The following is a 10,624-nucleotide window of genomic DNA, read 5'->3' as shown; positions in this document are numbered from 1 at the left end:
GTCGACGCAGCGCCGGCGCCGAGCACGCGCCCCCGCTCGCGCAGGGAGCTGAGGGAGCAGAGCGCCGCAGCGGCGGCGCGCGAGCAGGCTCCGAGCACCACGCCCAGCTCCGAGGCGCCCGCGAGGCCGGCCGCGCCTGCTCCGGCCGCGTCCGCGAGGCCGTCGACGCCTGCCCCGGCGGTGCCTGCTCGGCCGACGACGCCGACACGTCCCGCGGCGAACGCCGGGCCGACGGTGCGTCCCGAGACGCCATCGGCTGCCGCGGGACGTCCCCGCTCCCGTCGCGAGCTGCGCGCGGCGACCTCGGAGACGGGTGCCGTCCCCGACGTCGTCCCGCCGACGATGACCGGCGGTATCCGACGCATCAACGCGGACGGGACGCTCGGCAGGGTCGAGCCTGCCTCGAGCGAGGTCCGGGCGGCCGAGGCGCGCGCCGCGGCTCTTCGGGCCCAGGCCCTTCGGGCTCAGGCCGAGCGCGAGGAGGCCGCCCGACGGGGGGTCGAACGCGGTCAGGCCCAGCGCGCCGCCATCCAGCGGGCCGACGCCGAGCGGGCGGCCCAGGAACGCGCGCAACGGTTCGCCGAGCAGGTGGCCGCGCAGGCGCAGTCGCCTGCCGCCCTCCCGGTCGCTGAGGTCGAGGACTCCGGGCCCGGCACCGCGACGCCGCTGGTGAGCACCAGGAGCGAGGCGCCGACGGCGGCCGGCGGTTCCGTTCCCTCGGCCTCGGAGGCGGAGCGAGAGGCGCGGGAGCGCGCGGACGAGATCGCCAGGGCACGTGACGCCGCCGTGGCGCAGCAGCGGGCAGCGCAGGTCGAGCTCGAGCGACAGGCCCGGGAGAACATCCTGCGTGCCGAGCGGGAGCGCGGCGCCGCACGTCCCGGTGCACGGGCGGGCGCCGCCGTCGGGGGCGCCGTGTCGGCCGAGCAGCCCGTGCCTGCCCCGCGATGGGGATCGGTGTCGGAGTCCGTCGCGGGACAGGCCGCGATCGCCGATCCGCAGGAGGGACCCGGCGCGCCGGGGACCGGGCCCGAGGCACGCGCCGCTGCGGCGGCGAGCGCAGCGGAGAGCGCTCCGGTCCCGATCCCGCGGTGGAGCTCCGTCGTGGGGACGGGTGAGGCAGAACCGCCCGCCCGGGCGGTGCCCGCGGACGAGCAGTCCGGCCCGGTGCCCGTGCCGTCCGCGGCGGGTTCCACCCCTGCCCCGGCTCCTCGCTGGGTGCCGTCGGTCGGTTCGCGGGCAGGGACGGACGTCTCGCCCGCCTGGCCGGTACCGGGCGAGGGCAGCACCCCCCAGGGAGCGGCCGGCAGCACGGGGCGCCAGGAATCGGGCGCCGATGAGTCCGACGACGAGCCGGGCGAGCAGCCGGCCCGGGTCTACACCTGGATGCACATCATCGCGCTCGCCGTGGTGGCCTTCGTGCTCGGGATGCTCATCGTCATGGTGCTCCTGCAGGACAACAGCCAGTCCGTTCCGGCGACCTCCGAGGCGGTGCGGGCCACCCTGGTGGATCCTGGTTCCCTCGGGGTCCTCCACCTCCTATCGACAGGGATCTAGTGCCCGCTACCGACCATGCCCTCGACGTCGCCCTCACGGCGGCACGCGCCGCGTCCGACCGCAAGGCCGAGGAGATCATCGCCCTCGACGTCAGCGAACGGCTCGTCCTGACCGACGTCTTCCTGCTTGCATCGGGGACCAACGAGCGACAGGTCGCCGCGATCGTCGACGCCGTGGAGGAGGTCCTGCACGCGCGAGGGATCAAGGCCCTGCGCCGCGAGGGCGTGCGTGAGGCCCGGTGGGCCCTGCTCGACTTCGGCGACGTGATCGTCCACGTCCAGCACGCCGAGGACCGCCAGTACTACTCCCTCGAGCGGCTCTGGTCGGACTGCCCGGTGATCGAGCTGCCCGCCGATGCGCGCGGTGGTGACGGCGGGCCGACGGCATGACCGCCCGGGCGGTGGTGCTCTGGCGGCACGGCCGCACGGCCTACAACGCCGCCGGTCGCATGCAGGGGCAGATCGACATCCCCCTGGACGACGTGGGCCGCTGGCAGGCGGTCCAAGGGGCCCAGCACCTCGCCCAGCGTCTCTTTCCGGACCGGATCGTCTCCTCCGACCTCGGACGCGCCGTGAGCACGGCCGAGGCGTTGGCCGGGCTGAGCGGTGTCCCGGTCGAGACCGACCCCCAGCTGCGCGAGCGGTCCTTCGGTGACTGGGAAGGTCTCACGGCCGAGGAGATCGACGCCCGATGGCCCGAGCAGTTCGCGGTCTGGCGCGCGGGCGGCGACCCGCACCGCACCGGTGCGGAGACCCGAGCGGCGGTGGCGCAGCGCTTCGGGGCCGCCGTCGTGCGGCACGCCGAGTCGCTCGACGCCGACCAGACGCTCGTGGTCGTCGCGCACGGGGCTGCGATCGGGCTCGGGATCGGCGCCCTGCTGGGCCTCGACGCGAACCGGCGCCTCGTCGCGGGCCTGCACAACGCGCACTGGTCGCTGGTGCGTCCGAGCGGTCGATCCCCGGGCTCGTGGTTCCTCGAGGCGCACAACCTCGGGCCGGCTGTCGCGGTCGACGAGTGGAACGCCGGGATGCCTCCGGAGAGCCTGCCGTCCAGCACCGCCGACGCGCTGCGCACCTGAGCGCTCGGCGTCGGGCCAGGGGACCGCGGCGGTGGGCCGGTGGCCGATTGGCCTTCGGCCCGTCGGATCGCTTAGACTCCAACCCGCTCCTCGGAGCGAAACGGGGCTGTGGCGCAGCTGGTAGCGCACCTGCATGGCATGCAGGGGGTCAGGGGTTCGAGTCCCCTCAGCTCCACCCTGCGGTACGAGAAGGGCGTCCGACCACTGGTTGGGCGCCCTTCTCGCGTTCCGGCCGCAGGTGCGGCCCCCGGCTCAGGCCGTCGGCCCGGCGAAGCCGCCACCCTGCTCCCGGGAGCCGGGCTGCGTCGGGTACCCGGGCTGCGTCGGGTAGCCGGGCTGCGTCGGGTACCCCTGCTGCGTCGGGTAGCCGGGCTGTGTGGGGTAGCCGGGCTGTGTGGGGTAGCCCGGCTGGGCGGCCGGGTAGCCGAATCGCGAGGACTCCGTCACGCCGGAGCCGTAGCCCCCGTAGGCCAGCTGCTGGCGCAGCATCCGGTTCTCCGCCTCGATCGGCCACTCCTTGAAGACGAACATCACCATGAAGACGATGTTCGCCAGTGGGATGAGCAGGGCGAGGGAGTACCACCCCGGCCAACCCGCCTTGGCCACGAGCCGCCAGTACATGTAGAAGCCGAAGGCGATCAGCGCGAGGTAGAACACGGCGAACACGATGAAGAGGATCACGCTGCCCGCGTCGGTGGCCGTGCTGTCGAAGGCGTAGGTCGACATCGTGGGTCCCCGTTTCTGCGTCGGTGGCGTCGGTCCGTGCACCAGACTGCCCGATGGGCGACCCGCCTGCGGTGAGATCCGTGCCGGGGCGTGCGGGAGGCCGCGCATCCGGGTGAATCGCGGTGCGGCTGCCGTCCTTCCGACGGCGCAGCGGGGCGGGCTACCGTGGCACCAGGCGTCCCACCCGCGAGGGGGCAAGGATGACGGCAGCGCATCGTTCACGGTGGCGACGCTCGCCCGCGCCCGATCCCGCTCCCGTGCTGGAGCTGCGGGTCCACGGCGTCAACAACACGGCGCCACCCGAGGCCCTCGACCTCGCTCCGGCGGATGTCGAGCGAGTGGCGGGCGATGCCCTCGGCAGCTTCTGGCGGCCGAGCGCCGCCGCTCGGGAGCGGATGGTGCCGGGGGAGCGCGGGCACGTGCCGGACGGCGTCGTGCGCGAGGCCTACTCCTGGGGCGGCCTGGCGCGTACCTCGGTCGGAGGTCACGGGGGCCTCGGGGCCGTCGTCGGGGCCGCCTCGCGCGTCGGCTGGGCCTTGCTCGTCCCGTTCGGCCTGGTCAACCTCGCCTTCTGGAGCAGGCGGCTCGCCGGCGGTCGGGCGTGGGCCGGGGGCTGGCAGGACGACGCGAGTGCCGCAGCGCTCCGGGTCTTCTCCCTCACCCTCACGCTCCTGCTGCTGGGAACGACGTCCGTGGTCAGCCTCGACCTCGTGATGGCGCAGTGCTTCGCGGGGGGCGCGCGCTGGTGCGCCCGCCTGCCCTCGGTCCTCGACGGGCTCGCCGGACTGGGGGCAGGGCAGCGCCTCGTGATCGGTGCGCTCGCGCCGGTCGCCGTGCTCGTCCTGCTCGCCGCGCTGGCGGGAGCGACGCGCAGCCGCTACGAGCAGCTCGCGGCACTTCCCGAGGGTTACGGCGTGCGGGCGGCGCCGGCCGACGCCCCTGCCCTGGCGACGCCGGGGTTCTGGTCGAACGCCCGGCTCACCGCGCTGCTCGGCCGGGTGCACATCGCTGCCGGCCTGTGCTTCCTCGTCGTCATCACGGCAGCCCCGCAGGTCGGTGACGGGGGTGCGGTGGTGTTCACGGTGACCCTCGCCGGCGGCGGCGCCGGCCTCCTGGCGATCACGCTCTGGCTCGCCTCGCGCCGGTGTGCCGTCGCGGCCCAGCCGGGTACTCCCGGCGGGCGACGACTGGCCAGGACGGTCACCCGGGTCACGGTCGCCTCGGTCCTGCTGTTCACGGTGCACCTGGTGCTGCTCGCGACCGTTCCGGGGGTCCGGGCCCGGGCCGCGGGTCTCGTCGTCGCCCCGACGGTCATGACGCTGCTCCTGCTCGTGCTGACCGCCACGGCCCTGTGGTGGCGCCGCGGGGCCGACCGGCGGTACGAGGCGTGGGGTGGCCGCGCGCCGGCCGTCTTCCTCGTCCTGGCCCTGGGGGCGGCGTTGACGCTCTCGAGCATGGTCGTGGTGGGCGTGGGGGACTGGCTCAACGGCTCGCGCTCGGCGGGCGAGCTCCTGCACGCGCCCCTGACCGTCCCGGGGACGGTGCCGGCACCCGACCGCACGGGCTGCGACGCCGCGTGCCCCGTCGTCGAGCCTGCGCTGACCATCCCCGGCGTCTACGTCTGGTTCGGGGCGGCGATCGGGATCGCGGTGCTCCTGGTCCTCCTCGTCGGCGCCGTCGCAGCGCTGCGGACCTCACGCAGCCTCCCGCGCGCCGCCAGCACCGGCAGCACGCCGTCGGCCGGGCCCGACCACCTCGGGCCCGGCGTCCAGGACCGTCCCGGCGCGGGCGACGCCGTCCTGCGCAGCCGGTGGGCGGCAGCGGTCGCCCACCGTGCCGAGCCGCTGACGGGAGTCCTCGCGGTCGCCTCCGCCGTGAGCGTGGTGCTGGCACTCGGCGTGACGGTCCTGGTGGCGCTGCGGCCCGATCTGGGCCCACCCCAGGTCGACGGGAGCGTCCCGGCGGGGTGGGCCGAGCAGCTGTACGCCGCGATCGCCGGTGGGGCGGCCTGGGGTGCGGGAGGCGTGGGCCTGCTGGTGCTGATCGGCCTCGTCGGGGGAGCGGCCGTCGGGCGCTCGCGGCCGTTGGGGCTGGTCTGGGACCTCATGTGCTTCCTGCCCCGCACCGGGCACCCCTTCGGGCCGCCGTGCTACGCGGAACGGGTGGTACCGGAGCTCGTCCGGCGGTACGCCACCTGGATCGGCCCGATTCCTGCCGGGAGCAGGCGGGCCCCGTCGTCGGCACGGGTCGTGATCAGTGCGCACAGCCTCGGAGCAGTGCTGGCGGTCGCGAGCATCTTCGCGACGCGCGTCGAGCACGGACCGCGGGTCACCGCCCGGCTCAGCCTGCTCACCCACGGCTGCCAGCTGCGGGCCTACTTCGGCCGGATGTTCCCTGAGCTGCTCGGACCCGAGGTCCTGGGCACTCCGCCGAGCGTGGGTGCCGGGCTCCTCACGGCGGACCCGTGGCGCGACGCGCTCGTGCACGACGCGGGTCACGTGGCGGCTCGGCAGCCTGGTGAGGGTGCACTGACCGGTCTGCTCACCTCGCCCGACGGCGAGGTGCGATGGCTCTCCCTGTGGCGGCGGACCGACTACCTCGGGTTCCCTGTCAGCAGCTTCGTCGGCGGGCCGTTGGACCGGTCGGCTGAGGAGATCGACACGAGCGGGTACCTGCCGCAGATCGGCACCCACGGCGGGTACCCCCGGGTGCCGGCCTACGCGGCGGCCTTCGAGCACCTCCTGCGCACCCCCTGAGAACGGCGTGTTCGCCGTGAGCGAACACGCCGTCCGGCCTCGGTGGCCGAGGCGCTCGGGATGGACGATCCTTGGCACACGATGTCCGACGCCTCGCCCCTCCCCACCGACGCCATGGACTCGCACCTCGACCTCGTCCCCTCGCGGCGTCGACGTCGATGGCGGGTCGCTGCTCTCGTCGCGCTCATCGTCTTCGGTTCGCTGACCTGGGGTGTCGCGACGGCGACAGCCGAGGGAACCTTCGGGCCGCACCTCGCGCGCTACGCCGTGACCGTCGACGGGGCCGCGACCGTCGACCTCGGCCCGCTCGGCACGCTCGTGATCGACTCGCCCGTCCCGGTGCTCGGCGCGCGCGTCACGGTGCAGGAGATCCCCGCCTCCCTGACCACGGTCGACCTCGCCACCACGCTGGAGAACCTCAGCAGCGACCTCCAGGAGTACCTCGAGCTCTTCTCCGCCCCGCAGGAGGCGCTCGGCGCCGCGATCGAGGCCCTCGTCCTGGACGCGCTCACCCGCGCCGGGCTGCTCGCCGCTGCGCTCCTTCTCTCGCTGGCGGCGCTGCGCTGGCTGCTGGGGCCCTCGCGCCGGGTCGAGCTCGCAGCCACGTGGGGCAGGCACAGCCGCACCGTGAGCGCAGGAGTCGTCCTCGTCCTCGTCGCGGGTGGGACGCTCAGCGCCAGCGTTCCCCGGACCGCCGCGACGGGCGAGGACCGTCAGGCCTCCGCCGTCTTCGACGGCACACCGCTCGAGGGCGCTCGTCTGACCGGCCGGCTCGCCGGGCTGATCGACACCTACGGCGGGTACGCGGTGACCGCCTACCGGGAGAACGAGGCCTTCTACGACGGTGCCGCGACGGCCCTCGACGAGGCGTGGACGGACCGGGCGGAGGTCGAGGCCGCTGCTGCCGAGCGGACTGCGCTGATCAGTCCCTCGGCGACGACGGACGCCGACGCGGCGACGTCGGAGGACCCGATCGTCGCCGTCGTCGTCAGCGACCTGCACTGCAACGTGGGCATGGCCCGGGTGATCGGCCGGCTCGCGACCGTGTCCGACGCCGACCTCGTGCTCAACGCCGGGGACAGCACGATGGACGGGACCTCCGTCGAGTCCTACTGCGTGGACGCCTTCGCCGCCGCCGTGCCGGCAGGGACGGCCTATGTCATCGCCGACGGGAACCACGACAGCGCCGAGACCGCAGCGCAGGAGCGGGCCGCCGGCGCACGCGTGCTGGACGGGCAGGTGATCGAGGTCGCGGGTCTGCGCATCCTGGGCGACAGCGACCCGCACGAGACCCGGGTGGGCTCGGGGACCTCGCGGGTCGGCGAGGAGGGGGTCGCCGAGGTCGGCAACCGGCTGGCGGACGTCGCGTGCACGGACGGTGACGTCGACCTGCTGCTCGTGCACGACCCGGACGTCGGCACCGAGGCCCTGGAACGCGGGTGCGTGCCCGCACAGGTCTCCGGGCACTGGCACCGCAGGATCGGCCCGCTGTGGACCGGTGAAGGGGTGCGGTACGTGAGCAGCAGCACGGCGGGAGCGATCCTCAACGAACCGACCGTCGGCCCGCTGAACGGGACGGCGGAGCTGACGATCCTGCGCTTCGACAGGGCGAGCGGGGCAATCTCCGACAGTCGTGTGGTCCAGGTCCGCCCCGACGGGACCGTCGCGGTGGGCCCCGCCGTGGGCTGGCCGGTCCGCCCGGTGAGTGCACCCCGATGGGGTGATCCTGTCTGAGGGTCCGGACGGGTACCCGTGGCCAGCGGGTACCCTTGTGGGTCGGTCCGTCCCGGGCCGGACACGGACGAGAGGTGGGCGAGTGGTCGACGGCGAGGTCCCGGTGCCGCGCCGACGCGACCTCCGACGACCCCAGGCCGACGACCTCCCGACCACCACGGGGGAGAACGGCGTGGTCCCGGAGACCGACGAGGAGCTGACTCCCGCCGGCGGGCCGAGATCCACCGTCGAGACCACGACGACCGACTCCGGTTCGATCCTCACGGTCGAGACGATCACGACGGCCACCGGGTCGATCTCCACGGTCGAGACCCGACATGTCCCCGCGGAGCACCGGCGCCGGTGGATCACCCTCACCCTCGCCGCCGTCGTCCTCGTCGTGGTCGTGGTGACGGGCGGTTCGTGGGTCTTCGCGAAGGTCCGGTCCGCTCCTGCACCCGAGCCCCTCGCCCTCACCACCCCGACGAGCGCACCGAGCAACGACCCGGACGTCCCGCTCGTCCTGGACGGCGTCTGGCAGGTCGCCGAGGGCTCGCAGGCCGGTTACCGGGTCGGGGAGACGCGTGACCAGTCGGCCCAGGTCGTCGGCCGGACGGAGGACGTCTCGGGTTCGGTGACGATCACCGGCACGGACCTCACCGCGACGACGGTCGTCGTGCAGACGGCGACGATCACGACGGACCAGGCCTCGCGCGACGCGTTCTTCCGCCGGGCGCTGGACACGACGACCTATCCCGAGGCGCGGTTCGTGTTCACCGGCAGCGTCGACGTGGCAGCGCTCTCGACGGCGACCGAGCCGGTCGCGGTCGAGGTCCCCGGCACGCTCACGATCCGGGACACCTCGCTCGAGGTGACCGCGTCGATCCAGGTCCAGCGGACGACGGACGGTCTCGAGGCGGTCGGCGAGATCGGCATCGGGCTGACCGAGCTCGGCATCACCGTGCCGACCGGCACCTTCGTCACGGTGGACGATCTCGGTTCGGTGGAGTTCCGGCTCGACCTGACGCGCTGAGCCCTCGCGCCTCAGCGCCGACGCGTGCCGAAGATCGTCCTGGTGATCTCCCGACCCAGCTGGGTGCCGGCCGAGCGCAGGAACGAGTCGAGCGGGTTCGTCGACCGGCGCGAGGAGCTGCGTCCGCTCGAGGCGTCGCGCTGCATCTCCTTCTCGATGCGCTCGAGCTCCTTCGCCCGCGCGGCGGCCTCCTTCTTCGCCGCCGCCGCTGCCGCCTCGGCCTCCTTCAGTGCCGTCTCGGCCGCGGCAGCAGCGGTCGCGTCGGCCTCGGCGCGCGCCGCACGGGCGGTGAGGAGCTCGTAGGCGGACTCGCGGTCCACGGCCGTCGCGTACCTGGCGCCCTGCGGGGAGGCGGCGACCAGGGCCGTCATCGCCTCGGCCCCGGCCGGTGCCATCGCGGACTCCGGGGCTCGCAGGCGGGTCCACGCCACGGGCGTGGGTGCGCCCTTCTCGGAGAGGACGGTCACCAGCGCCTCGCCGGTGCCGAGAGTGGTGAGCAGCTCCTCGAGGTCGTAGTCGGAGTTCGGGAAGGTGCGCGCCGTGGCCCGGAGCGCCGTCGCGTCGTCCGGCGTGTAGGCACGCAGGGCGTGCTGGACCCGGTTGCCGAGCTGGGCGAGCACGTCGGCGGGGACGTCCTTGGGCGTCTGGGTGACGAAGAAGACGCCGACGCCCTTGGACCGGATCAGCCGGACCGTCTGGGTCACCTCGGTGAGGAAGTCCTTCGAGGCGTCGGTGAACAGCAGGTGCGCCTCGTCGAAGAAGAAGACGAGCTTCGGCTCGGCCGCGTCGCCGACCTCCGGCAGCTCGGAGAACAGGTCGGCGAGGAGCCACATGAGGAAGGTCGAGAAGAGCGCAGGGCGGTCCTGCACGCTCGGCAGCTCCAGGGCGGAGATCACCCCGCGTCCGTCGGGAGCCGTGCGCAGCAGGTCGCCGGTCTCGAAGGCCGGCTCTCCGAAGAAGACGTCGGCTCCCTGCGCCTGGAGCCCGACGATCTCCCGGAGGATCACGCCGGCGGTGGCGGCCGAGAGACCGCCGATGCCCTTGAGCTCCGCCTTGCCCTCGTCGGAGACGAGGTAGGTGATCGTCGCGCGCAGGTCCTTGAGGTCGAGCAGGGCGAGACCCTGGGTGTCGGCCCAGTGGAAGATGAGGCCGAGGCTCGACTCCTGGGTCGCGTTCAGGCCCAGCACCTTGGACAGGAGCAGCGGGCCGAAGTCGGTGACGGTGGTGCGGATCGGGGTGCCGGTGCCCTGGTCGCCGAGCCTGTAGAGCTCGACGGGGAACCCCCGCGCGGTCCAGTCCTGGCCGATGCTCGTCGTGCGCTCGAGGAGCTTCTCGCTCGAGGTGCCAGGGACCATGAGGCCGGAGAGGTCGCCCTTGATGTCCGCGACGAACACGGGGACACCGGCTGCGGACAGTCCCTCGGCCATCACCTGGAGGGTCTTCGTCTTCCCGGTTCCCGTGGCGCCCGCGACGAGCCCATGACGGTTCATCATCGCCAGGGGGAGGGCGACCTGGGCCCCGGGCGCAGCGGTCCCGTCCTCGACGAGGGCCCCGAGCGGAAGGCCTGCCCCGAAGGTGTACGCCGTGCTGACCTCCTGGGCCCACGCGGACTGCGGCGCCGCAGGCTCGGGCGCCGCGGGCGCCGGCTCGGGGGTCCCGGTGGGGCCGGCCGCCGGCTCGGGCACGCCGGGCGTCGCGCCGGCCGCCACGGCGGCCTTGAGGGCGCGGGCCTTGGCCTCGGCGGCCTCGGCGGCCGCCAGAGCC

Annotated in this window: 8 protein-coding genes, 1 tRNA gene and 1 pseudogene; 7 read left to right on the top strand and 3 right to left on the bottom strand. The window is 74.3% G+C overall.

Annotation, left to right across the window (positions count from 1 at the left end; all coding sequences use genetic code 11):
* A pseudogene (locus ABWK99_RS09030) lies at positions 1-365 on the bottom strand (hypothetical protein); the annotation flags it as partial.
* Here ABWK99_RS09030 and ABWK99_RS09025 point away from each other — a divergent pair.
* From ABWK99_RS09025 to ABWK99_RS09010, 4 genes are all read left to right on the top strand, one after another.
* Entirely contained in the window at positions 343-1,554 is a 1,212-nt protein-coding gene (locus ABWK99_RS09025) for a hypothetical protein (RefSeq protein ID WP_372594367.1), read from the top strand. The pseudogene ABWK99_RS09030 and the gene ABWK99_RS09025 sit on opposite strands and share 23 nt — an antisense overlap.
* The gene (rsfS, locus tag ABWK99_RS09020) at positions 1,554-1,943 is read left to right on the top strand and encodes a ribosome silencing factor (protein ID WP_372594366.1); all 390 of its coding nucleotides are present in this window, start codon (positions 1,554-1,556) and stop codon (positions 1,941-1,943) included. The genes ABWK99_RS09025 and rsfS overlap by 1 nt, the downstream gene beginning before the upstream one ends.
* On the top strand, positions 1,940-2,632 hold the full coding sequence (locus ABWK99_RS09015) for a histidine phosphatase family protein (protein ID WP_372594365.1): 693 nt from the start codon (positions 1,940-1,942) through the stop codon (positions 2,630-2,632). The genes rsfS and ABWK99_RS09015 overlap by 4 nt, the downstream gene beginning before the upstream one ends.
* A gap of 102 nt (positions 2,633-2,734) precedes the next feature.
* A tRNA-Ala gene (locus tag ABWK99_RS09010) sits at positions 2,735-2,807 on the top strand.
* Positions 2,808-2,884: 77 nt separating this feature from the next.
* Here ABWK99_RS09010 and ABWK99_RS09005 read toward each other — a convergent pair.
* Positions 2,885-3,358, bottom strand: a complete 474-nt coding sequence (locus tag ABWK99_RS09005) for a hypothetical protein (protein ID WP_372594364.1) — start codon at positions 3,356-3,358, stop codon at positions 2,885-2,887.
* A gap of 200 nt (positions 3,359-3,558) precedes the next feature.
* Here ABWK99_RS09005 and ABWK99_RS09000 point away from each other — a divergent pair, with 200 nt between their 5' ends.
* The 3 genes from ABWK99_RS09000 to ABWK99_RS08990 all read left to right on the top strand — a co-directional run bounded on the left by ABWK99_RS09000 (position 3,559) and on the right by ABWK99_RS08990 (position 8,860).
* Positions 3,559-6,114, top strand: a complete 2,556-nt coding sequence (locus ABWK99_RS09000; RefSeq protein WP_372594363.1) for a hypothetical protein — start codon at positions 3,559-3,561, stop codon at positions 6,112-6,114.
* 60 nt (positions 6,115-6,174) lie between these two features.
* Positions 6,175-7,848: a metallophosphoesterase gene (locus tag ABWK99_RS08995; protein WP_372594362.1), complete on the top strand. Its 1,674-nt coding sequence runs from the start codon at positions 6,175-6,177 to the stop codon at positions 7,846-7,848.
* Between the two features lie 82 nt (positions 7,849-7,930).
* Entirely contained in the window at positions 7,931-8,860 is a 930-nt protein-coding gene (locus ABWK99_RS08990; protein ID WP_372594361.1) for a YceI family protein, read from the top strand.
* An 11-nt stretch (positions 8,861-8,871) separates the two neighbouring features.
* Here ABWK99_RS08990 and ABWK99_RS08985 read toward each other — a convergent pair.
* A partial coding sequence (locus ABWK99_RS08985) for a helicase HerA-like domain-containing protein (protein ID WP_372594360.1) occupies positions 8,872-10,624 on the bottom strand: 1,753 nt, incomplete at its 5' end.

The sequence above is a fragment of the Actinotalea sp. genome (assembly GCF_041597215.1).
GTDB lineage: Bacteria > Actinomycetota > Actinomycetes > Actinomycetales > Cellulomonadaceae > Actinotalea.
The sequence above is the reverse complement of the archived record's forward strand: the minus strand, read 5'-3'. Positions and strand labels throughout refer to the sequence as shown.

Coding starts and splice junctions, on each gene's coding strand:
- ABWK99_RS09000 (WP_372594363.1), top strand. CDS start 3,559: ATGACGGCAGCGCATCGTTCACGGTGGCGACGCTCGCCCGCGCCCGAT.
- ABWK99_RS09015 (WP_372594365.1), top strand. CDS start 1,940: ATGACCGCCCGGGCGGTGGTGCTCTGGCGGCACGGCCGCACGGCCTAC.
- ABWK99_RS09025 (WP_372594367.1), top strand. CDS start 343: ATGACCGGCGGTATCCGACGCATCAACGCGGACGGGACGCTCGGCAGG.
- ABWK99_RS08995 (WP_372594362.1), top strand. CDS start 6,175: ATGGACGATCCTTGGCACACGATGTCCGACGCCTCGCCCCTCCCCACC.
- ABWK99_RS09005 (WP_372594364.1), bottom strand. CDS start 3,358: ATGTCGACCTACGCCTTCGACAGCACGGCCACCGACGCGGGCAGCGTG.